Consider the following 22,861-nt stretch of genomic DNA (forward strand, 5'->3'; position numbering starts at 1 on the left):
CCGGGAGGTGGCGGCCCGCCGCTCTCGTGCATCGGGCGAGGCGTCGGGGCACGGGGTGGGCAGTGGTGCGTCGGGCGGCACGTCCGTGAGCCCGTATGGAGAATTTTGTGTTGGCGCATGCTCGATAATCCCGAGAAACGAGCAACTCTTGCCATTCGGGTGCACCGTCGTGAACTATGGGCCTGCCGCCGGTGAAGACGTCCCCCACGGAACAGCCGCACCACCAGCACCACCCGCACAGACAGAAGGGACCACCGTGTCAGACCTGCGACTCGGCGTCATCGGGCTCGGCCTGCGCCGCTCCATCGCGATGTCGGCCCACCGCCCCGGAGAGGGGTCGGCCATCACCGCCGTCTGCGACCTCGACCCGGAGGTGCGCCGACGCGAGGCCGAGCACTTCGGCACCGATGTCGCCGTCGACGACTACAAGCTGCTCCTCGGACGCGACGACCTGGACGCGATCATCGTCGCCACCCCGGACGACACCCACGAGACCATCGCCGTCGACGCGCTCCGGGCCGGCAAGGCCGTCTTCGTGGAGAAGCCGCTCGGCATCACGGTCGAGAGCTGCGACACCATCCTGCGCACGGCGTACGAGACCGGCACCCGGCTGTACGTCGGACACAACATGCGTCACATGGGTGTCGTGCGGCTCATGCGCGACGTCATCGCCCGCGGTGACATCGGCGAGCCGAAGGCCGTCTGGGTACGGCACTTCGTCGGCTACGGCGGTGACTACTACTTCAAGGACTGGCACGCCGACCGGACCCGCACCACCGGTCTGCTGCTCCAGAAGGCCGCCCACGACATCGACGTCCTGCACTGGCTGGCGGGTGGCTACACCCGCCGCGTCAACGCCCTCGGCGACCTCCTCGTCTACGGCGACCTGCCGCGCCGCGAGCCGGACACACCGCGCCCGGCGAACTGGCTGCGCGAGTTCGACTGGCCGCCGACGGCCCGCAATGACCTGCACCACGTGGTGGACGTCGAGGACGTCTCGGTGATGAACATGCAGCTCGACAACGGCGTCGTGGCCGCGTACCAGCAGTGCCACTTCACCCCCGACTACTGGCGGAACTACACGGTCATCGGCACGGAGGGCCGCCTGGAGAACTTCGGCGACGGTCCGGGCGACGAGGTCAGGGTGTGGAACTCCGGACCCACCGGATACCGCCGTGACGCCGACATCACCTACCGGGTGCCCGACGCCGGCGGCTCGCACGGCGGTGGCGACACCCGGATCATGGCGGAGTTCTGTCGCTTCGTGCGCGACGGCGGAGTCACCGACACCTCGCCGGTCGCCGCCCGGATGAGCGTGGCCGCCGGTGTGCTCGCGACGCGCTCCCTGCGCGAGGGTGGTGTGCCGTACGAGGTGCCTGGCCTCGATCCGGAGCTGAGCGCGTACTTCGAGCGCGGCCAGGTCCGCTGAGGCGCCCCGGGGCCCGATCGGTTCGATCGGTTCGACCGGGCCGGAGGGTGTCGCGCCCCTCCGGCCCGCCCCTCCGTCGCGCCCCTCCGGCTCGCCCCTCCGCCGCGCCCCTCCGGCTCGCCCCCTCCGGCCCTCCGACGAGTGTGTCGACCGCATCGCCGCGCCCTTCGCCGAAGGAGTCGCAGCGTCACTTTTTGGTCATGCTCGGTGGGTGACCGGCATCGGCGGGTTTGACGACCGCCCGGAGACGCTTCGCTGTGATGCGTGAGGGCTCCGGGGGAGTTGATGGCATTCACCCGGTAAGTCCCGCGCCAGGATTCGAGGTGTCGGTCTCTCAGGGTCACCAGACCGCCACCATGAGAGTTCGGTGTGATCGATTTCACGCCAATGGGGCACATTGATGGCCGACTTCGAACGCGTGGCCGGATCGCGGTCGGCATAATCGCGTCCATGTCGATCACGGGTGGAGACGTCGTTGATCTGGGGCGGGGCCTGTACGCATGGCTCCCGCCGAAACGGGGCTGGGGGCTGGCGAACTGCGGCCTGCTCGTCTCACCCCGCGGCGCGCTCTGGATCGACACCCCCTACGACAGGACGCTGGCCGGCCGGTTCCTGGCCGAGTCGAGCGCGCTCCTGCCCCACGGCGTCTCCGTCGACCGAGTGATCGTCACCCACGCGAACGGTGACCACTTCTGGGGCGCGGGTGTGCTCCCGGACGCGGAGATCATCGCGACCCGCGAGGCCCGCGAGCACATCCATTACGAACCCACGCCGCAGCAGCAGCACGCGCTCGTCACCGGCGGCGACCGGAAGTCCCCGCTCGGGGACTACCTCGCGCGCCACTTCGGCCCGTTCGACTGGTCGGGGACCGAGCCCGTGCACCCGACGACGTACTTCACCGGCGAGCTCGAACTGACCCTGGGGGAGTACCCGGTCCGGCTCACCGCCCTGCCCTCCGCCCACACCACCGGCGACCTGATGGTCCATCTGCCCGAGCAGAAGGCCGTGTTCAGCGGGGACGTCATCTTCTCCTCCACCGCGGCCCGGCCCGGTGACCACGCGGTGCACTGGGCGGGCCCGCTCGACAACGTGATCGCGGCCTGCGAACAGGTCCTCGCCACGGGCGCCGAGACGATCGTTCCGGGGCACGGACCGGTGCTCGACCGTGCCGGGGTGCGCGAGCACATCGTGTACCTGGAGTACGTGCGCGAGCGCGCCCACGCCTTCCACACCGCCGGCGTCCCCGCCCTGGAGGCGGCTCGCCGGGTCATCGGCGAGGGCCGCTATCCGGAACTCGGGCTCCCCGAACGGCTGGTGGTGACCATCGGCAGCGAGTACCGGCAGCTCGACGGCTCCGAACTGCCCGGAGTGCTCCAGGTGATGACCGATGTCGCCGTCGTCGCCAGGGAAGTGGAGCAGTCCCGCGAGCCGGTGGGTACGGCCGAGCAGTGAGCAGAGTCTCCGCGGCCGTTTCCGCCGGACACCGGTCCGGGCAGCCGGAGGCCCGGACCGGCCGAAGACCCACGTGGCCGACGACCGGTCCGACGACAGGGATGTGGTGACGGCATGGGATGGATCGTGGCGCTGATCGCCGCCTTCGTGGCCGTGGCGGCGGGCGTCCGCACACGGGACGTGGCGCGTTCGGAGCACCTGGCGCTGGCCCGCGCCGAGATGGCCGAACGGCAGGCGAAGGCCGCCGAGGCCCGTACCGCCGCCCTCACCGACGAGATCCGGCAGCTGGCCCGCCGTCGCATACCCGCCGCCGCGCTCGCCCTCTCCCACCCCACCGCACCGGTCCCCGGGCTGAGGGAGCCGGGCGAGATCGACAGCGAGGCCGCCCGGCTGCTCGCCGAGGCCGTACAGGCCACCCGCGCGGCGGTCGTCGAGGAGCGCGGACGGGTCGACGCCGCCGCCCGCGCGGCGATGCGCGGCACCTCCGCGAAGATCCAGTCCTTGCTCAACCAGTCGCAGCAACTGCTCCACGAGCTCCAGCACGAATACGACGACCCCCGGATCCTGCAGCTCGACTTCCGCAACGAACTGGCGTTGCGGCGCACCCAGGCCACCGCCGTGCTGTGCGACGCCTGGCCGGGGCTCGCCCGGCAGAACTCGCCGCTGGTCGAGATCGTGCTCGGCGCCCAGTCCCGCGTCGCGGGTTACGAACGGATCAAGGTCGCCAACCATCTGCGCGACGAACGGCTCGCACTGGTCGCCCGCGCCGCCGAACCCCTTGCCATCGCGCTCGCCGAACTGCTGGCCAACGCCACGGCGTACTCGCATCCCGACACCGACGTGCAGGTGACCGTCCAGCAGAACGGGGGTCGCGGGGCGTTCCTGGTCGTCGACGACGGTGGCATCGGCATGGACGACGACCAGCTGGAACGGGCCCGCGGGCTGCTGGCCGGCCGGTCCGAGGTGCTCCTGACCGAGCTGGGCGACCCTCCCAGGACCGGCTTCGCCGTCGTCGGACGGCTCGTGGCGCAGTACGGCTTCGGCTGTCACATCGAGGCGTCGCCGTTCGGCGGCATGCGGACGATGCTGCGCGTCCCCGCCCACCTGCTGACCGTGCTGGAGGACGACCACAGTCTGTCCGCGCTCGCCCCGGCACCGATCCGGTCCCACGGCCCGGCACCGGCGTCCGGGTCCGCCGTCCCGGCGGGTGCCGCGGCACCTTCGGGTTTCGCGCACGGCCCCACGGCGCCCTCCGGTTCCGCTGTGTCCTCTGGATCCTCCGGTTCCGCGACCGGGCACACGCCCGCCGCCGCGACCACGGCCACGGCCTCGTCCATCGCCCCCGACTCCGCCGAGTCCTCCACACCCGACTCCGCTCCCGGGAAGGCATCCGCCTCCGCCGGGCAGCCCACCGGGCTCCCCACCCGCCGCCGGCGCTCCCCGAGACCGGCCCCGGTCCGTTCCGCCACGGCGGCCGGCCGGGACCGCGAAAGCGTGCCCCGTACACCGGAGCAGGCGGGGGCTTCCTGGGCGGCGCTCCAACAAGGCACCCTCAACGGCAGGAGTTCGACCGGACGGGCGGCCGCCGCACCCGCACCGGACGGCCGTGCGTGCCACCGCCCCGACGACGAGCACGGCCACCACGACCACGAGCACCACCATGACGGCCAGGACGACCAAGGAGACGAGACGTGAGCGCCCCCACCCCCACCACCGGTGACCTCGCCTGGGTGCTGACCCCCCTGCTGGAACTCCCCGGGGTCCAGCACGCCGTGGTCGCCACCGGTGACGGCCTCGTCGAGGGCGCGTCGCCCGGCCTCGATCAGGCCTCGGGCGAGCGGGTCGCCGCCATGACCGCCACGCTGCACGCCGCGGCCCGCGCGTTCACCACCGCTTTCACCGACGTCCAGTCGCCGCACCTGGCGCAGACGGTCGTCGAGTCCGACCAGGGTTTCGCCATCGTCGTACCGGCCGGGAACAACACCACGCTCGCGCTGTTCGCGGAGCCCGGGGCCAAGCTCGGCGACATCGCGTACCAGATGCAGGTTCAGGTCAGCGCCCTGATCCGGGCGATGAACGCGCCCGCCCGCCGACCGGACATCGCCGACCGGCCATGACCGCCGGCCGAGGACGCCGCCTGATCCCCGCCTACCTGGTCACCGGCGGCCGGTCCCGGCCCGCCGGGCCCGCACTCGACCGGCTCGCCGTGCTCGTACGCACCGACACGGCACTGCCCCCGGACACCGGTTCCGAGCAGCGCAGACTGTGCGAACTGCTGGAACCGGGCGCGCTCACCGTCGTCGAGTGCGCCGCCCACCTGGATCTGCCGGTCAGCGCAACCGTCTTCCTGGCCACGGACCTCGCGGCCGCCGGACATCTGCACACCCGACCGCCCATCCCCAGCGCAGGGGAGATCGACCGGTCGCTCGTCGAGAGGCTGCTCGTTGGACTCCGCTCCCTCCACTGACCGCGCGGGCGTCGGCTATCTGCCGTCCGCCGCCCGGACCCTGATGAAAATCGTCGTCACAGGTCCGTTCGGCGTGGGCAAGACCACGCTGATCCGTACGCTCTCGGAGATCGCCACGCTCCACACCGAAGAGGCGATGACCCAGTCCAGCACCCGGTTCGACGACACCGCGGGCCTGCCGGACAAGACCACGACCACCGTGGCCGTCGACTTCGGCCGGCTCACCGTCCTCGACGACCTGGTGCTCTACCTGTTCGGCACCCCGGGCCAGCAACGGTTCTTCCCGCTCTGGGAGGACATCGTGCGCGGCGCGCTCGGCGCACTCGTCCTGGTCGACACCCGCAGGCTCGCCGACTCCTTCGCGGTCATGGACATGGTCGAGGAGCAGGGGCTGCCGTACGCCGTGGCCGTCAATCGCTTCCCCGACGCCCCCGCCCACAGCGACGAGGTCCTCCGCAAGCACCTCGACCTCGCCCCCGAGACACCGCTGGTGCAGTGCGACGCACGCGAACGCCGAGGCAGCATCGACGCGCTGATCGCACTGGCCGAGCACGTGCTGACCCGACTGCCCCGCCCCGAGGACGCGTCATGACACCGTTCGTACAGCCTCCGCAGCCCCTCGCGCTGTACGGCCCGGACTTCGCCGCCGATCCGCAGGGGCACTACCGGCGGTTGCGGGAGCACGGCCCGCTCGCCCCCGTCCGGCTCGCCCCCGGCATCGACGCGCTCCTGGTCATCGACTACCAGGCCGCCGTCGACCTGCTGCGCGACACCCACACCTTCACCAAGGACCCGCGCGCCTGGCAGGCAACCGTCCCCGAGGACTCGCCGGTCCTGCCGATGCTCGGATACCGGCCCACCGCGCTGTTCAGCGACGGCCAGGTGCACGCCCGCTACCGCGAGGCCATCAACGACGGCCTCGCCCTGATCGAGCCGCACGTCCTGCGGGCCGAGGTCGCCGGGGTCGCCCGCCGCCTGATCGGCGAGTTCTCCGCCACCGGCAGCGGCGACCTGATCGCCCAGTACGCCCGACGTCTTCCGCTGCACGTCTTCGCCACCTGGTTCGGCGTGGCTCCCGGTGATGCCGAGCGCGTCGTCGACGGCATCGCCGGGATGTTCAACTCCGCCGAGAACGCCGCCACCGCGTACGCCGACCTCGTCCGCGTCGTCACCGATCTGGTCGCCGCCCGGCGTGCCCGGCCGCTCCGCGACCTGACCTCGTACCTCCTCGCCCATCCGGCGGGTCTGGACAACGACGAGACGGTGCGTCAGATCACCCTGCTCATGAGCGCCGGTCACGATCCGACGACGAATCTGATCGGCAACGCGCTGCTGCACATGCTCACCGACGCCCGCTACGCGGGTTCGCTGCACGGCGGCGCGATGACGGCGCACGAGGCGATCGACGAGGTCCTCTGGCAGGATCCGCCGCTGGCCAATCTCTCGGCCCACTACCCGCGCCACGACACGGAGTTCCACGGCGTCCGGCTGCGCGCCGGACAACTGGTCCTGGTCTCCTACGCGGCGGCCAACACCCAGTCCGGGCCCGGCTTCTCGGCCCCGGGAACCCGCTCCGGATCCAGCGCCCACCTGGCCTGGTCGGCCGGTCCGCACCGGTGCCCGGCGAAGCAACCGGCGCTGCTGATCGCGATGACCGCGATCGAGCAGCTCACCAGTCAGCTGTGCGATGTGGAATTGAGTATTCCGGTCGATGGTCTGAAGTGGCGTCCGGGACCCTTCCACCGTGCCCTCGTGAGGCTTCCGGTACGTTTCACTCCTGTCGAGATGAACGCGGCCATGGAGCCGACGGACGCGGCCACGACGCCGGACGACGCAGCCGACATCGCGCACGACCTCGCACGGGGCGTCACGCACGACCTCACGCGAGGTGTCGCGCACGACCTCACGCGGGAAGGCCCGCCGGCGGCGTCGATCGGTCCGTGAACCGTGTCGGTAGTACGCCGAACGGGTGAGGGGCGAGAGAATTGCCCGATGAACAGCGGGCGCAGCGGGCGCAACGCCGATCGAAGTACAGACGGGGTGGTCCGGTGAGCAGGTATGACAGGTACGACGTCACGGACGAGCAGTGGGAGGGGCTTGCCCAGGTCGTACCTCTGCGCAGCCGCAACGAATGGCCGTCCAGGGTCGATCACCGCACGGTCCCGGACGAGATCCCGGAAGCCGAACAACGGCGCCTCGTCGTGATCCGGGTCCAGGTCTTCGCGGACGCGCGCGAGGTCGCGGAATACCTGGTCGCGCAGGTTCCGGTGCTGCTCGACCTGACCAGCGCCGAGACGGACGTGGCCAAGCGCATCCTGGACTTCACCAGCGGGGTCGTCTTCGGGCTGGGCAGCGGGATGCACCGGGTCGACCGGAACGTCTTCCTGCTGTCACCGGTCGGCATGGAGGTCGAGGGGGCCGCGGCGGCGGGCCTCCCGGGTTCGTAGCGGAGCCGGCCCCCGGTTCGTGGAGGGCGGGCGGCAGCGGTGTGCGGGCGCCGGTCGGGCGGGTGTGCGGCGGTCGCGTGGCGAGTGGGGTGTGGTGGTGCCGGGGCGGGTCGGTCGGTTGGGGTGCGGGTGCCGGGGTGGGGCGGGTCGGTTCGGGTGGGGCGCGGGTGCCGGGGTGGGCCGGTTCGGGGTGGCTCCGGTGGGGGAAGGTCCCTCGATCGAGGGAATTGCGGCCGTGCAGGATTGCCGCGACAGACGTAGCCCGATCGTAGGAAGGTCCGTCTGGCGGAACGATTCTTCTCCGCGTGGTCTGCATACGGTCCGCCCATGACTGCACTCCGCCCGGGTGTCACCACCCCGCCGCCCGTTCCCGGTACGTCGGGGCCCGGTGCCGTCGTCGCGGGGGTGCCCGGCGGTGAGGGTGCCCGCGTCCGTACCGGCCCGGTCGTGCGGCCCCTCGCGGACGCCGGGACCGTCGTGCGGGCCGTCACGGGTGCGCCGGGTTCCACCACCGAGTCCCTCCGCCACGCCGGAACCCGCCGGTCCGACGGCTGCGTCCGGACCGCCGGGCCGGTGGTGACCGAACTGCGCCTCTCCGCGTTCGCCGCGCACCGGGGCGCCACGTTCCCCATGGGCCCGGTCACGCTCTTCACCGGCCCCGGAGGCAGCGGCAAGTCGAGCGTCCTGCGGGCGTACGAGGCACTGGCCCGGCTGGCCGGCGGGGATGCGCTCGGCGAGGTGTTCTTGGATCCGGCGGGCTGTGTACCGGAGGGTGCCGCAGCCGATGCCCAGGGGCGGCGAGGGTTCCGGATCGGCTGCACGACGGACGGCCCGGCGGGGCCGGTGCGGCTCGATGTCGCCGTCCAGGCGGAACCCACCCTCCGCATCGTCGGTGAACGCCTCACCGGCGGCGGTGAGACGCTGCTCACCACCGCGTTGCGCGATCCGGGCCGCTCGATGGTCCAGGCGGCCTGGCACACGGCGGGCACGGTCCCGGTCACCAGGGCACCGCTGCCCGACGACCGGCTCGGAACGGCCCTGCTGCCCCTGCGGGTGGCGGGCAGGACCGCGGGACAGTTACGGGTCCTGGCCGCCGCGGAACAGACGATCGTGGCCCTCCGGTCCGTCTTCTCCTGCGAACCGCGGCCGTCGCGGATGCGCGCCCCGGTCCCGGCGGGCGACGACCGGCTGCGCCGGGGCTGCGACAACCTCGCGGCGGTGCTGGAGCGCACGCACACGCGGTGCGTGCGCCGCCACGCCCGCCTGGTCGCGGCGGCTCGCGTCGGCTGCGCGCGGCCGGTCACCGCGCTGGGCGTCGAACGGTCGGCGGACGGCTTGGTGCGTGCGACGCTCGGGCGTGACGGCGGGGGCGCCACACCGCTCGGACGGCTCGGCGACAGCGAGCTGAGGTACCTCGCGCACGCGCTGGTACTGCTCATCGGCCCCGGGGCGCTCGCGGTGGACGCTGTCGGGGAGGTGCCGTCGGCGATGCAGACACTCACCGTGCTGGCCGACGGATTCGACCGCGACCTGGACGGACGGCAGTTGCGCGGACTGCTGGATCTCGCGGTGTCGGTCGGCGCGACCGGGCACATCGGGCTGGTGGGCACGGTCACGGAACGGGGTGCGGCCGGGGCCAGGGAGACGGCCGGGGTGACGGTGGTAGACCTGTAACGGTGACAGAACTTGATGTACGGGCCCTGCAGCGACGACTTGCCGCGTTCGCGGCCGCGCGGGACTGGGAGCAGTACCACACCCCGAAGAACCTGGCGATCGCCCTGAGCGTCGAGGCGTCCGAACTGGTGGAGATCTTCCAGTGGCTGACGCCGGAGGAGTCGGCGCGGGTGATGGAGAGCCCCGGCACGGCGCATCGGGTGAAGGACGAGATCGCGGACGTCCTCGCGTATCTGCTGCAGTTGTGCGAGGTGCTGGGGGTCGACGTGCTGGCGGCACTGTCGGAGAAGATCGACCGGAATGAGATCAGATTTCCGGTTCCGGAAGGCCCCGAGGTCGCCGAATCCCAGGATCGTCACTCTTCGGAGTGATCAACTTGTCCACAGTTGGATTCGTGTCCACAGATTTCCGAATTCCCCTAGCTATTCGGTGCTGGTGCCCTCACTGTGGGTAATGGATGAGTTGAGCGGCTTTTCGTACGGACGGGGGCAACACATGGAAGCGGAGCGGCTTGTGGGAGTCAGTCGGCGTGCGCTGGCGCAGAGCCGGGGCACGCCGGACATCATCGCCGAGGCGTGGCAGGCCCAGGCGCTCGCCCAGGCGATCGGCAGCCGACTGGCTGCGGAAGGTCCGAAGGAGTTACGGGGCGAGGCGCGCGGACTCAGCGAGATCGGTGGCAGGAGCGGGGGGCCACTGGACCATCCGGCGGCTCGGGCGCAGGTGGCCAGGGCCGCCCAGTTGTCCGAACTGACCGAGCCCCGGGCTACGTTGACGGGATTGGGCGCGCTGCTCGGGGAGGTGGGGATGGCCCTGGTCGGGGTGGCGTGCGAGACCGACGAGCAGGCGCTCTACTGGCAGTGCATGGAGGCGATCGACGCGGCCGACGAGTCGATGGACCGGGTGCACGGAATGCTGCGGCGCCTCGACGAGCACGAGCGTGAACGACAACAGGATCTGGAGCGCGGCCGGGAGCGGGACGGCCCGTACGGGGCGGTGGGCGGACCGGCCGCGTCGGTGAAGGGCCGACCGTGAGCGACGCGGTCGTCGACGTCCACGACCGGTGCCCCGAGGTGCAGGATGGAGGCATGGATCTTCGAATCTTCACCGAGCCCCAGCAAGGGGCGAGCTACGACACCCTGCTCGCTGTGGCCAAGGCGGCCGAGGACCTCGGCTTCGACGCCTTCTACCGCTCCGACCACTACCTCCGCATGGGGCCGGGTGACGGGCTGCCCGGGCCGACGGACGCGTGGATCACCCTGGCCGGGCTGGCGCGCGAGACCAGGCGGATCCGCCTCGGCACGCTCATGACGGCGGGGACCTTCCGGCTTCCCGGTGTGCTCGCCGTCCAGGTCGCACAGGTCGACCAGATGTCCGGCGGGCGTGTCGAGCTCGGACTCGGCGCGGGCTGGTTCGAGGAGGAGCACAGGGCCTATGGCATTCCGTTTCCCAAGGAGAAGTTCGGCAGGCTGGAGGAGCAACTGGAGATCGTCACCGGACTCTGGGCGACCGAGACCGGCCAGACGTTCAGCTTCGACGGCACCTACTACCAACTGACGGACTCGCCCGCGCTGCCCAAGCCCGCGCAGGCCAAGGTGCCCATCCTGGTCGGCGGCCACGGCGCGAGGCGTACGCCGAGGCTGGCCGCTCGGTACGCGGACGAGTTCAACATCCCCTTCGCGTCGTTGGAGGACAGCGAGAAGCAGTTCGGCCGGGTCGGGGAAGCGGCCCGAGCTGCCGGCCGCGAACCCGGCGATCTGGTGTACTCCAACGCTCTGGTCGTCTGCGTCGGCAAGAACGACGCGGAAGTGGCGCGCCGCGCCTCCGCCATCGGCCGCGAGGTGGCGGAGCTGAAGGCGAACGGGCTCGCGGGCTCGCCCGCCGAAGTGGTCGACAAGATCGGCCGGTACGCGGCGATCGGGTCGTCCCGCATCTACCTCCAGGTCCTGGACCTGGAGGACTTGGAGCACCTGGAGCTGATCTCGTCTCGGATCCAGCCCCAGCTCGGCTGAGACGGCCTCCGGCTCGTACCACCCGGCCGGAGAGCGGCCCCGGCGCCGGGGCGGAGGGTTCGGATCGGGTCCTGCAGGCCGGGCCGGGCACCGTCGAGGCCCGGTCGTCGAGGCCGGCGGTGGGGAGAGGCCGAGGTGAGGCCCGGCCGATGAAGGAGGTCACCGTGCAACCCGTCCGACGACCGGCCGAGGGAGCACCCGCCCCTGGACCGGGACACGCGCTCTCCCGGGGGACGGTCCTGCTCGACGGCGGCCTCTCCAACCAACTGGAGGCCCAGGGCTGCGACCTGTCCGACGCCCTGTGGTCGGCCCGGCTGCTGTCGGACGGGCCGGAGCAGATCCTGGCCGCGCACACCGCCTATGTGCGGGCCGGTGCGCAGGTGCTCATCACGGCGAGCTACCAGGCGACCTTCGAGGGTTTCGAGCGGCGAGGGATCGCACGGGCCGGGGCGGAGGAGCTCTTCGCCCGCAGCGTTCGCCTCGCGCGGCGGGCCGCGGCCGGGGCCGATCGGCAGATCTGGGTCGCCGCCTCGGTCGGCCCGTACGGGGCGATGCTGGCGGACGGCAGTGAGTACCGGGGCCGGTACGGGCTCTCGGTCCGGGAACTGGAGCGGTTCCACCGGCCCCGGGTCGAGGCACTCGTCGAGTCCGGGCCCGATGTGCTGGCGCTGGAGACGGTGCCGGACGTCGACGAGGCCGAGGCGATGCTGCGCGCGGTGGAGGGGTGCGGCCTGCCCGTCTGGCTCTCGTACAGCGTGGCGGGGGACCGCACCAGGGCGGGGCAGCGGCTGGAGACGGCCTTCGCCCTGGCCGAGGGGCGCGACCAGATTCTTGCCGTGGGGGTGAACTGCTGCGAGCCGGCGGACGCGGACCGGGCGGTGCGGGTGGCGGCGGAGACGGCCGGGAAGCCGGTCGTCGTCTATCCCAACAGCGGCGAGCGGTGGGACGTCCGGAGCCGGGGATGGACGGGCGGTGCCACGTTCGATCCGGGGAGGGTGCGGTCCTGGCGGGACGACGGGGCCCGGCTGGTGGGCGGGTGCTGCCGGGTCGGACCGGCGACCGTCGCGGAGCTGGCCGGAATGCTCGACGCCGACGCCGACGCCGAGCGTGCGGAAGGGAGGAACGACCAGGAAGGACGGCAGTGTCGAGGCACTTGAAAATGCTTGGTGGTGGGCGAGTGGACCGGACCATACTCGTACGCGTGTTCCTGACGATCAGTACCACCGGCGATCCGGAACGTCCGGCGACCGACCTCGGTTTTCTGCTGCACAAGCACCCCGACAAGGCGCAGGCGTTCTCCACCTCCCACGGCACGGCCCACGTCTTCTACCCCGAGGCGTCCGCCGAGCGGTGCACCGCGGCGCTCCTGCTGGAGGTGGATCCGGTGGCGCTGGTACGTCGAGGCAAGGGGAAGGGCGGAACCCCCGACGCGGCACTCGCGCAGTACGTCAACGACCGTCCGTACGCGGCGTCCTCGCTGCTCTCCGTGGCGATGAGCACCGTTTTCAAGTCGGCGCTGAGAGGGGTGTGCCAGGCACTTCCCGAGCGTGCCCGGACGCCGCTCCCGTTGCGGATCGAGGTACCGGCGCTGCCGGCGCGCGGTGGGCCGGAGCTGGTGCGCAGGCTGTTCGAGCCGCTCGGCTGGACGAGCGTGGACGCCGTGGCCGTACCGCTGGACGAGCGGTTCCCGGAGTGGGGAGACTCGCGGTACGTACGGCTGGCGTTGAACGGCGAGTTGAGACTCGCCGACGCGTTGCGGCAGTTGTACGTGCTGCTGCCGGTGCTCGACGACGCCAAGCACTACTGGGTCGCGCCGGACGAGGTGGACAAGCTGCTGCGAGCGGGGGAGGGCTGGCTGGCCACGCACCCCGAGCAGAAGCTGATCACCAGCCGCTATCTGTCCCGGCGGTGGGGTCTGACCCGGCAGGCGGCACAGCGGCTCGAACTGGTGCGGCTCGCCGAGTCGGACGACCTCGACGTCGAGAACGTCGACAACGCGGTGGACGAGACCAAGGACACCGAGGAGAGGCCGGTGCCGCTGGCCGAGCAGCGGCGTACCGCGATTCTGGAGGCGCTGCGTACGGCCGGTGCGGGCCGGGTGCTCGACCTCGGCTGCGGCCAGGGCCAGTTGGTGCAGGCACTGCTCAAGGACGCCGCGTTCACGGAGATCGTGGGCGTCGACGTCTCCATGCGCGCCCTCACCATCGCCGCGCGGCGGCTGAAGCTGGACCGGATGGGCGAGCGACAGGCCGCGCGGGTCACGCTCCAGCAGGGTTCGCTCACCTACACCGACAAGCGGTTGAAGGGCTACGACGCGGCCGTTCTCAGCGAGGTCGTCGAACACCTCGACCTGCCGAGGCTGCCCGCGCTGGAGTACGCGGTGTTCGGCTCGGCCCGCCCCCGGACCGTGCTCGTGACGACGCCGAACGTCGAGTACAACGTCCGCTGGGAGACGCTCCCGGCCGGACAGGCGCGTCACGGCGACCACCGGTTCGAATGGACCAGGGACGAGTTCCGCGACTGGGCCGGGGACGTGGCGGAGCGGCACGGATACGGCGTCGAGTTCCGCCCCGTGGGGCCCGACGACCCGGAGGTCGGGCCGCCGACGCAGATGGCCGTGTTCACGATGACCGCCGCCGACGACACCACTCACCGGTCCGGAGGCCGGGCCGGGGACACCCCCGGGAACGCGCCCCGGGACAACCGTGGCAACGAACCCCGGGACCGGCCCCGGAACGGATCGGACAACGGGACCGAGAATCCGGCCGAGTGCCGGGCCGAGAAGGAGGGAGAAGCCGCATGACCAGTACGTCCCGCACCCTGCCCGTGACCGACCTCTCCCTCGTGGTGCTCATCGGGGCCAGTGGTTCCGGCAAGTCCACGTTCGCCCACCGGCACTTCAAGCCGACGCAGGTCGTCTCCTCGGACTTCTGCCGAGGGCTCGTCGCCGACGACGAGAACGACCAGAGCGCCAGCCGCGACGCCTTCGACGTCCTGCACACCATCGTCGGCAAGCGGCTCGCCGCCGGCCGGCTGACCGTGGTGGACGCCACCAACGTCCAGGCCGAGGGCCGCAGACAGCTGGTCCAGCTGGCCCGCAGTCACGACGTGCTGCCCATCGCGATCGTCCTCGACCTGCCCGAGGAGGTCTGCCTCGCCCGCAACGCGACCCGCCCCGACCGCGCCGACATGCCGCGCCATGCCGTCCAGCGCCACCGCCGCGAACTGCGGCGCTCGCTGCGCGGTCTGGAGCGCGAGGGCTTCCGCAAGGTGCACGTCCTGCGCACCGAGCAGGAGGTGGAGCACGCCGAGGTCGTACTGGAGCGCCGATACAACGACCTGCGCCACCTCACCGGCCCCTTCGACATCATCGGCGACGTCCACGGCTGCAGTTCCGAACTGGAGACACTGCTCGGCAAGCTCGGATACGTCGACGGCGCGCACCCCGACGGGCGCACGGCGGTCTTCGTCGGCGACCTGGTGGACCGGGGCCCGGACAGTCCCGGCGTGCTGCGCCGCGTCATGTCCATGGTCTCGACGGGCAACGCCCTGTGCGTACCGGGCAACCACGAGAACAAGCTGGCCCGGTACCTCAAGGGCCGCAAGGTCCAGCACACCCACGGACTGGCCCAGACCATCGAGCAGTTGGACCGGGAGGACGAGAAGGACCCGGCCTTCCGCGAACGGGTGCGGGAGTTCATCGACGGACTCGTCAGCCACTACGTGCTCGACGGGGGAGCGCTCGTCGTCTGCCACGCCGGGCTGCCCGAGAAATACCACGGCCGCACCTCCGGCCGGGTCCGCTCGCACGCGCTGTACGGGGAGACCACCGGCGAGACCGACGAGTTCGGCCTGCCCGTGCGCTACCCGTGGGCGGAGGAGTACCGCGGCAGTGCCGCCGTGGTCTACGGCCACACCCCGGTGCCCCGCACCTCCTGGGTCAACAACACCCTCTGCCTGGACACGGGCGCGGTCTTCGGCGGAAGGATGACCGCGCTGCGGTGGCCGGAGCGCGAGATCGTCGACGTACCGGCCGAGCGGGTCTGGTACGAGCCGGTCAGGCCCTTGGCCACCGAGGCACCCGGGGGCCGTGAGGGGCGGCCGCTGGACCTCGCCGACGTGCGGGGCCACCGGATCGTGGAGACCCGGCACATGGGCCGTGTCGCGGTCCGCGAGGAGAACGCGGCGGCGGCGCTCGAAGTGATGAGCCGGTTCGCCGCCGATCCCCGGCTGCTCGGCTATCTGCCCCCGACCATGGCGCCCACGGCCACCTCGCGCGAGGACGGTTATCTGGAGCACCCGGCCGAGGCGTTCGACCAGTACCGGGCGGACGGCGTCGCCCGGGTCGTGTGCGAGGAGAAGCACATGGGCTCCCGTGCGGTGGCCCTGGTCTGCCGGGACGCGGAGACCGCCCGCGAGCGCTTCGGTGTGGGGGACACCCCCCGCGTCCCCGGCGGTGCGGACGGCCCGACCGGCGCGCTGTACACCCGTACCGGACGCCCGTTCTTCGACGACGCCGCGCTCACCGAGGCGGTTCTCGACCGGCTGCGCACCGCTGTCACCGCGGCCGGGCTCTGGGAGGAGTGGGGCACCGACTGGGTGCTGCTCGACGCCGAGCTGATGCCGTGGTCCCTCAAGGCGTCCGGCCTGCTGCGCTCGCAGTACGCCGCCGTCGGCGCCGCGGCGGGGGCGGCCCTTCCCGCGGCGGGCGACGCCCTCGCGGCAGCGGCGGCGCGCGGTGTGGACGTGACCGCTCTCGCGGACCGCCGACGCGGGCGGGCCGAGGACGCGGCCGCGTTCACCGAGGCGTACCGCCGTTACTGCTGGAGCACCCGGGGCCTGGACGGGGTCCGGCTCGCGCCGTTCCAGGTCCTCGCCGTGGCGGGCCGCTCGCTGGCCCCGGTACCGCACGACGAGCAGCTCGCCTGGATCGACCGGCTGGTCGAGCACGACCCGACCGGACTGCTCCAGGTCACCCGTCGGCTCGTCGTCGACACGGGGGACGAGGCATCCGTGCGCTCCGGGATCGACTGGTGGCTGGAGCTGACGCGGAGCGGCGGCGAAGGCATGGTCGTCAAACCGCTCGCCGCGCTCGGGCGGGACGCCCGGGGACGGCTCGTCCAGCCCGGTCTCAAGGTGCGCGGCCGGGAGTACCTCCGGATCGTCTACGGACCCGAGTACACCCGCCCGGAGAACCTGGAGCGGCTGCGCGGCCGGTTCCTCGGCCACAAGCGCTCGCTGGCGCTGCGGGAGTACGCGCTCGGGCTCGAAGCGCTGGAGCGCCTGGCGGGAGGGGAACCGCTGTGGCGGGTGCACGAAGCGGTGTTCGCGGTGCTGGCCCTGGAGTCGGAGCCGGTCGATCCCCGTCTCTGACGCCCACCTCCGAGGCCCCTTCCGTCGGTGGGGCCATGAGGGCGCCCGCCGGTCACGGCACCCGGCCCCGCGCGGCACGTCGCGCCGGGACACGGTGCGCACGCCGTCCGTCCCGCCCGCGGCGGCCGGGACGGACGGCCTGCGTGCCGCGCAGTGCGGAAACCCGCTGGCGATTCGCCGGGTGAACGGCGCTCCGCACGGTGAGGATGGAGACATGGGATTCCACGTCGACTCCGAGACCGGGCGGCTGCGCCGCGTCATCCTGCACCGTCCGGATCTGGAACTGAAGCGGCTCACACCCGACAACAAGGACGCGCTCCTGTTCGACGACGTGCTCTGGGTCCGCCGGGCCCGGCAGGAGCACGACGGCTTCGCGGACGTGCTGCGCGACCGCGGGGTGGAGGTGCACCTCTTCGGCGAACTGCTGCGCGAGTCGCTGGAGATCCCGGTGGCCAGACGGCTCGTCCTGGACCGGGTCTTCGACGAGAAGGAGTACGGGCCGCTCGCCACCGAGCACCTCCGGGCCGCCTTCGAGGAGTTGCCCGCCCCCGAGCTGACCGAGGCGCTGGTCGGCGGGATGACCAAGCGGGAGTTCCTGGAGCGGCACAGCGAGCCGACCTCCGTCCGCTTCCACGTCATGGACCTCGACGACTTCCTGCTCGACCCGCTGCCGAACCATCTCTTCACCCGGGACACCTCCGCCTGGATATACGACGGGGTGTCCATCAACGCGATGCGCTGGCCCGCCCGGCAGCGCGAGACCGTCCATTTCGAGGCGATCTACCGCCACCACCCCCTCTTCACGGGCCCCGACGCGGGTGCCTTCCACCACTGGTCCGAGGGACAGGACGACTACCCCTCCACCATCGAGGGCGGTGACGTCCTGGTCATCGGGCAGGGCGCCGTGCTCATCGGGATCAGCGAGCGCACCACCCCGCAGGCGGTCGAGATGCTGGCCCGCGGGCTGTTCGACGCGGGGTCGGCGCGCACGATCGTGGCGCTCGACATGCCCAAGCGCCGGGCGTTCATGCATCTGGACACGGTCATGACGATGGTCGACGGCGACACCTTCACGAAGTACGCGGGTCTGGGCATGCTGCGCTCGTACACCATCGAGCCGGGCGACGGACCGAGGGACCTGAAGGTCACCGATCATCCGCCCGAGCACATGCACCAGGCGATCGCGCACGCCCTCGGGCTGGACTCGATCCGGGTGCTGACGGCCGTCCAGGACGTGCACGCCGCCCAGCGCGAGCAGTGGGACGACGGCTGCAACGTGCTCGCCGTCGAGCCGGGCGTCGTCGTCGCCTACGAGCGCAACGCCACCACCAACACCTATCTGCGCAAGGAAGGCATCGAGGTCATCGAGATCCGCGGCAGCGAACTGGGCCGGGGCAGGGGCGGGCCCCGCTGCATGAGCTGCCCCGTGGAACGCGACGCCGTACGGTGACCGGGTGCCGCCCCGGTGAGCGCCCCCGGTGAGCGAGGACTCCCTTCACGCCTCTCCGTGCCGGCCTGTGGGGTCTCTCCCCCGTCGGCCTTCCGGGAGGGGCTGTATAGCGATGCATAGTGTCGTATAGACTTCCAAAGTCGCTGTACGTTCGATCATCGCCCTACCCAGGAGCTGTTCCATGGCCATAGACCTCGCAGGCCGCCACTTCCTCAAGGAGCTGGACTTCACGGCCGAGGAGTTCCGCGGTCTGATCGATCTCGCGGCCGAGCTCAAGGCCGCGAAGAAGTCGGGGACCGAAGTGCAGCGGCTGCGCGGCAGGAACATCGCGCTGATCTTCGAGAAGACCTCGACCCGCACCCGTTGCGCCTTCGAGGTGGCCGCCGCGGACCAGGGGGCCTCCACGACGTATCTCGATCCTTCGGGCTCCCAGATGGGGCACAAGGAATCGGTGAAGGACACGGCTCGCGTCCTCGGTCGCATGTTTGACGGCATCGAGTACCGCGGCGACAGTCAGGCGGCCGTCGAGGAGCTGGCCGCCCACGGCGGCGTTCCGGTGTTCAACGGGCTCACCGACGACTGGCATCCGACGCAGATGCTCGCCGACGTCCTGACCATGACCGAGCACTGCGAGAAGCCGCTGGACCGGATCGCTTTCGCCTACCTCGGCGACGCCCGCTTCAACATGGGCAACTCGTACCTGGTCACCGGTGCGCTGCTGGGCATGGACGTACGGATCGTCGCGCCGAAGTCGTACTGGCCGGACGACGAGGTCGTCGGCGAGGCCCGCAGGCTGGCCGACGCGAGCGGTGCGACCGTCACGCTCACCGAGGACGTCGCCGAGGGCGTCAGGGGCGCGGACTTCGTCGCCACCGACGTCTGGGTCTCCATGGGGGAGCCCAAGGAGGTCTGGGCCGAGCGGATCGAGGCCCTCGCCCCGTACGCCGTGACCATGGACGTCCTGCGGGCCACCGGCAACGCGGACGTGAAGTTCCTGCACTGCCTCCCCGCCTTCCACGACCTCGGCACCGCGGTCGGGCGGGAGGTCGCCGCGGCCCACGGTCTGACGGAGCTGGAGGTGACCGACGAGGTCTTCGAGTCCGCGCACTCGATCGTCTTCGACGAGGCGGAGAACCGGATGCACACGATCAAGGCCGTCCTGGTGGCCACCCTCGCCGGCCCGGCGGCCGGTGCCGCGGCCCCGGCCGAAGGCAACTGACTGCATGATCATGCGCCCAATTGGGTGAACATGCACAGAGGCGATTAATATCGTGCTTCTTGGTGGGGTTCGGGCCCGGACGCTCGGACCCCGCTCGCGTGAGGGCCGCCCGCACCGGCATCGCGACCCCGTCCGGCAGCCTCGTCCCGAACCGGCCGCCGTACTCCCGTCCGGCTCCGAAGCCCCGGCGGCCCCGAACCCCCGGCGGCTGCGAAGTCCCACCGGCACCGAGGCCCCCCACAGGCCCCGTGTGCCGCCCCCCCACATGCTCCACCAGAGAAGAGATCCCCCCGTGAGTGCGCTGCGCCCGCCGAACCGCTCGATCCCGTCCGGTCCGCGCGTCAAGAACCCCCACCAGCTGATCGCCGAATCCGGCGCGGACCTGGAGGGGCACGGCCTCAAGCGCACCATGGGCCTCTTCCAGCTCGTGTGCTTCGGTGTCGGCGCCGTCGTGGGCACCGGCATCTTCGTCGGCCTCTCCGACAGCGTCGCCGAGGCGGGTCCCGCCGTGGTGCTCTCCTTCGTGCTGGCCGCGATCACCTGTGTCTTCACCGCCTTCTCCTTCGCCGAGCTGGGCAGCGCGATCCCGGTGTCCGGCAGCTCGTACTCCTTCGCCTACGCGACCTTCGGCGAGCGCGTCGCGTTCCTCGTCGGCTGGTGCCTGCTGCTGGAGTACGGGGTCTCGGTCTCCGCGGTCGCCGTCGGCTGGAGCCAGTACGTCAACGAACTCCTGGACAGCCTGTTCGGCGGCCAGCTGCCCGCCGTCCTCTCGGCGGGCCCCGGTGACGGCGGGCTGATCAATCTGCCGGCGGTTCTGGTGATCATGATGGCCGCCGTTCTGCTGGTGCGCGGCGTCCGGGAGAGCGCCGGGGCCACCGCCGCGATGGCCGTGCTCAAGATCGGCGTTCTGGCCCTGTTCTGCGCCATCGCCTTCACCGCCTACCAGCACGAGAACCTCACGCCCTTCGTCGCGCACGGGGCGGGCGGGATCACCGCGGGCGCGTCGCTGGCGTTCTTCTCCTACATCGGCTTCGACGCCATCACCACCGCGGGCGAGGAGGTCAAGAACCCGCGCCGCAACATCCCGATCGCGATCATGGTCTGCATCGGCCTGGTCACCCTCCTCTACTGCGCCGTCGCGCTCGCCGCCATCGGAGCGCTCGGCCCGCGGGACGTCGCCGACAAGCCCGCCGCGCTCTCGATCGTCGTCGACCAGGTGACCGGCTCGGCCGTCGGCGGCGCGGTCATCGCCTTCGGGGCGGTCGTCGCGATCGCCTCCGTCGTGCTCGCGGTGATGTACGGGCAGACCCGCATCCTGATGTCGATGTCCCGCGACGGCCTGATCCCGCGCGTCTTCGAACGGGTCTCGCCGCGCACGTCGACGCCGGTCGCCAACACCTGGATCGTGGCGGCCGTCTTCGCCGTTCCGGCGGCCTTCTCGTCGCTCGACGTGGTGGTGAACCTGACCACCATCGGCACCCTGGGCACCATGGTCGTGGTGAACCTGGCGGTGATCATGCTGCGCCGCCGCAACCCCGAGGTGCGGGGCTCGTTCCGGGTGCCGCTGTATCCGCTGAGCCCGCTCCTGGGCGTCGTCTTCTGCCTGTACCTCATGTACGGGACGGGCTGGGCGACCTGGGTGCAGTTCGCCGTGTTCCTGCTGGTGGGCGTGGGGGTGTACGCCGGCTACGGCCGCAGCCGCTCCCGGCTGGCCGCGGCGGAGCCCCGATAGGGACCGGACGGCTCCCGTTCATCGGACGGACCCCGGTTCGCCGGGCGGCGGCCGTCGCTGCGGGGTCAGTCCCGTGGCGACGCCTGGGACGGCAGGGTGAACCACACGGCCTTGCCCTGTTCCGTCGTGCGGTGACCGCAGGAGGCGCTGAGCGTACGGATGAGCAGCAGGCCCCGGCCGTGCTCCTGCCAGGGGTCCGGTTCGCCGCCGGGCGCGGGACGGGACAGGTCGCCCGGCGGTGTGGGGTCGCGGTCGTGCACCTCCACCTGCCAGCCGCTCGGACAGAGCTCCACCACCAGCTCGATGGGTTCGTCGCCGCGCGTGTGCTCCACCGCGTTCGCGACCAGCTCCGCGGTGAGGAGCTCGGCGGTCTCGGGGTCGGCCGCCTCCCCGATGTCCGCCAGTGCCGTACGGATCAGCGCGCGGGCGACCGGTACGGCCACCGTCGAGTGCGGCAGGACGATCCGCCAGGAGGCGGGAAACGGGGCATCGGAGGGCACGGCAGCGTTTCCGTTCCGGAGTCGGGGACTCTCTCGAGGTCAATAACTTCTGAGCTTCAACCTTACGAAGCGCAACAACACAGACAAGGGTCCGCCGACCGGTACGAAGGGGGACGTTCGGCACTACGCTCTCACGCCCCCGCTTATCTCGTTCCCATGACGGGAGTCACATACGAGTGATACGTTCGTGTGCAGGCAGCGGCCCGACGGCTGAAGGGGAGTCCCCTCCATGAGTCCGTTTCCCAGCTCCGCCCCCCGAACGGATGACTGGCGTCATCTGCGGCTGACGACCCACGACGGGGTCGCCACCGTCACCCTCGCCCGCCCCGAGAGACTCAACGCGCTCACCTTCGGCGCCTACGCCGATCTGCGCGACCTGCTCGCCGAACTGTCCCGCGAGCGTGCCGTACGCGCTCTGGTCCTCGCGGGGGAGGGACGCGGATTCTGCTCCGGCGGGGACGTCGACGACATCATCGGCGCCACCCTCACCATGGACACCGCCCAACTGCTCGACTTCAACCGCATGACCGGCCAGGTGGTGCGGGCCCTGCGCGAAGCGCCGTTCCCCGTCGTCGCCGCCGTGCACGGCGTGGCCGCCGGTGCCGGGGCGGTTCTCGCACTGGCGGCGGACTTCCGGATCGCCGACCCCTCCGCCCGCTTCGCCTTCCTCTTCACCAGGGTCGGCCTCTCCGGCGGCGACATGGGCGCCGCCTATCTGCTCCCGCGCGTCGTCGGCCTCGGACACGCCACCCGGCTGCTGATGCTCGGCGAACCGGTTCGCGCTCCGGAGGCGGAGCGGATCGGGCTGATCAGCGAGCTGACCGAGGAGGGCGGCGCGGACGCGCGGGCGGCGGCACTGGCCCGCCGCCTCGCCGACGGACCGGCGCTCGCCCTCGCCCGGACCAAGGCGCTGCTGACCGCCGAACTCGACATGCCCCTCGCCGCCGCAGTGGAGATGGACGCCGCGACCCAGGCCCTGCTGATGAACGGCGAGGACTACGCGGAATTCCATGCCGCCTTCACCGAGAAACGGCCGCCGAAGTGGCAGGGGCGGTAGTGCCGTGCCTCCCGATACGACGGTGCCCGAAGCGTCGGCGTCCGATGCGGCG

At 71.6% G+C, this 22,861-nt stretch carries 20 protein-coding genes; 19 read left to right on the plus strand and 1 reads right to left on the minus strand.

Annotation, left to right across the window (positions count from 1 at the left end; translation table 11 throughout):
- The first annotated feature begins 256 nt into the window (after positions 1–256).
- The 18 genes from AMK22_RS14285 (at position 257) to AMK22_RS14370 (ending at position 21,252) form a co-directional block, all read left to right on the plus strand.
- Positions 257–1,429, plus strand: a complete 1,173-nt coding sequence (locus tag AMK22_RS14285; protein ID WP_073785019.1) for a Gfo/Idh/MocA family protein — start codon at positions 257–259, stop codon at positions 1,427–1,429.
- Positions 1,430–1,879: 450 nt separating this feature from the next.
- Positions 1,880–2,881, plus strand: a complete 1,002-nt coding sequence (locus AMK22_RS14290; protein ID WP_073785021.1) for an MBL fold metallo-hydrolase — start codon at positions 1,880–1,882, stop codon at positions 2,879–2,881.
- 114 nt (positions 2,882–2,995) lie between these two features.
- The gene (locus tag AMK22_RS14295; RefSeq protein ID WP_073785023.1) at positions 2,996–4,576 is read left to right on the plus strand and encodes an ATP-binding protein; all 1,581 of its coding nucleotides are present in this window, start codon (positions 2,996–2,998) and stop codon (positions 4,574–4,576) included.
- Positions 4,573–4,998 (plus strand): roadblock/LC7 domain-containing protein, encoded by a 426-nt coding sequence (locus AMK22_RS14300; RefSeq protein WP_073785025.1) that lies wholly within the window; start codon positions 4,573–4,575, stop codon positions 4,996–4,998. Before AMK22_RS14295 ends, AMK22_RS14300 begins: the two co-directional genes overlap by 4 nt.
- A complete protein-coding gene (locus tag AMK22_RS14305; RefSeq protein WP_073785027.1) occupies positions 4,995–5,348 on the plus strand; it encodes a DUF742 domain-containing protein in 354 nt (117 codons plus the stop codon). The genes AMK22_RS14300 and AMK22_RS14305 overlap by 4 nt, the downstream gene beginning before the upstream one ends.
- Positions 5,326–5,940 (plus strand): GTP-binding protein, encoded by a 615-nt coding sequence (locus AMK22_RS14310; RefSeq protein WP_073785029.1) that lies wholly within the window; start codon positions 5,326–5,328, stop codon positions 5,938–5,940. Before AMK22_RS14305 ends, AMK22_RS14310 begins: the two co-directional genes overlap by 23 nt.
- Positions 5,937–7,292, plus strand: coding sequence for a cytochrome P450 (locus AMK22_RS14315; protein WP_242433975.1), 1,356 nt, complete (start codon positions 5,937–5,939; stop codon positions 7,290–7,292). Before AMK22_RS14310 ends, AMK22_RS14315 begins: the two co-directional genes overlap by 4 nt.
- 104 nt (positions 7,293–7,396) lie before the next feature.
- A complete protein-coding gene (locus AMK22_RS14320) occupies positions 7,397–7,795 on the plus strand; it encodes a cell division protein SepF (protein ID WP_073785031.1) in 399 nt (132 codons plus the stop codon).
- Between the two features lie 327 nt (positions 7,796–8,122).
- Positions 8,123–9,469 carry a biotin transporter BioY gene (locus tag AMK22_RS14325; RefSeq protein WP_079186146.1) on the plus strand — a complete coding sequence of 449 codons (1,347 nt, stop codon included), beginning with the start codon at positions 8,123–8,125 and terminating at the stop codon, positions 9,467–9,469.
- A 2-nt stretch (positions 9,470–9,471) separates the two neighbouring features.
- Positions 9,472–9,840, plus strand: coding sequence for a nucleotide pyrophosphohydrolase (locus tag AMK22_RS14330; RefSeq protein ID WP_073785033.1), 369 nt, complete (start codon positions 9,472–9,474; stop codon positions 9,838–9,840).
- A gap of 124 nt (positions 9,841–9,964) precedes the next feature.
- On the plus strand, positions 9,965–10,501 hold the full coding sequence (locus AMK22_RS14335; RefSeq protein WP_073785035.1) for a DUF6099 family protein: 537 nt from the start codon (positions 9,965–9,967) through the stop codon (positions 10,499–10,501).
- A 53-nt stretch (positions 10,502–10,554) separates the two neighbouring features.
- Positions 10,555–11,478, plus strand: coding sequence for an LLM class F420-dependent oxidoreductase (locus tag AMK22_RS14340; protein WP_073785304.1), 924 nt, complete (start codon positions 10,555–10,557; stop codon positions 11,476–11,478).
- Between the two features lie 164 nt (positions 11,479–11,642).
- The gene (gene mmuM / locus AMK22_RS14345; RefSeq protein WP_073785306.1) at positions 11,643–12,635 is read left to right on the plus strand and encodes a homocysteine S-methyltransferase; all 993 of its coding nucleotides are present in this window, start codon (positions 11,643–11,645) and stop codon (positions 12,633–12,635) included.
- 44 nt (positions 12,636–12,679) lie between these two features.
- The gene (locus AMK22_RS14350; RefSeq protein ID WP_079186168.1) at positions 12,680–14,281 is read left to right on the plus strand and encodes a 3' terminal RNA ribose 2'-O-methyltransferase Hen1; all 1,602 of its coding nucleotides are present in this window, start codon (positions 12,680–12,682) and stop codon (positions 14,279–14,281) included.
- Positions 14,278–16,851 (plus strand): polynucleotide kinase-phosphatase, encoded by a 2,574-nt coding sequence (locus AMK22_RS14355; protein WP_073785039.1) that lies wholly within the window; start codon positions 14,278–14,280, stop codon positions 16,849–16,851. Before AMK22_RS14350 ends, AMK22_RS14355 begins: the two co-directional genes overlap by 4 nt.
- A gap of 214 nt (positions 16,852–17,065) precedes the next feature.
- Positions 17,066–18,301, plus strand: a complete 1,236-nt coding sequence (locus AMK22_RS14360; RefSeq protein WP_073785041.1) for an arginine deiminase — start codon at positions 17,066–17,068, stop codon at positions 18,299–18,301.
- 181 nt (positions 18,302–18,482) lie between these two features.
- On the plus strand, positions 18,483–19,520 hold the full coding sequence (gene argF, locus AMK22_RS14365) for an ornithine carbamoyltransferase (protein ID WP_073785043.1): 1,038 nt from the start codon (positions 18,483–18,485) through the stop codon (positions 19,518–19,520).
- A 265-nt stretch (positions 19,521–19,785) separates the two neighbouring features.
- Positions 19,786–21,252: an amino acid permease gene (locus AMK22_RS14370; protein ID WP_079186148.1), complete on the plus strand. Its 1,467-nt coding sequence runs from the start codon at positions 19,786–19,788 to the stop codon at positions 21,250–21,252.
- Between the two features lie 65 nt (positions 21,253–21,317).
- On the opposite strand, the gene AMK22_RS14375 is transcribed toward AMK22_RS14370, so the two are convergent.
- Positions 21,318–21,752 (minus strand): ATP-binding protein, encoded by a 435-nt coding sequence (locus tag AMK22_RS14375; RefSeq protein ID WP_073785047.1) that lies wholly within the window; start codon positions 21,750–21,752, stop codon positions 21,318–21,320.
- Positions 21,753–21,981: 229 nt separating this feature from the next.
- Here AMK22_RS14375 and AMK22_RS14380 point away from each other — a divergent pair, with 229 nt between their 5' ends.
- Entirely contained in the window at positions 21,982–22,809 is an 828-nt protein-coding gene (locus AMK22_RS14380) for an enoyl-CoA hydratase family protein (RefSeq protein ID WP_073785049.1), read from the plus strand.
- Positions 22,810–22,861 lie beyond the last annotated feature (52 nt).

The sequence above is a fragment of the Streptomyces sp. CB01580 genome (genome assembly GCF_001905795.1).
In the GTDB taxonomy this organism is placed as follows: Bacteria; Actinomycetota; Actinomycetes; order Streptomycetales; family Streptomycetaceae; genus Streptomyces.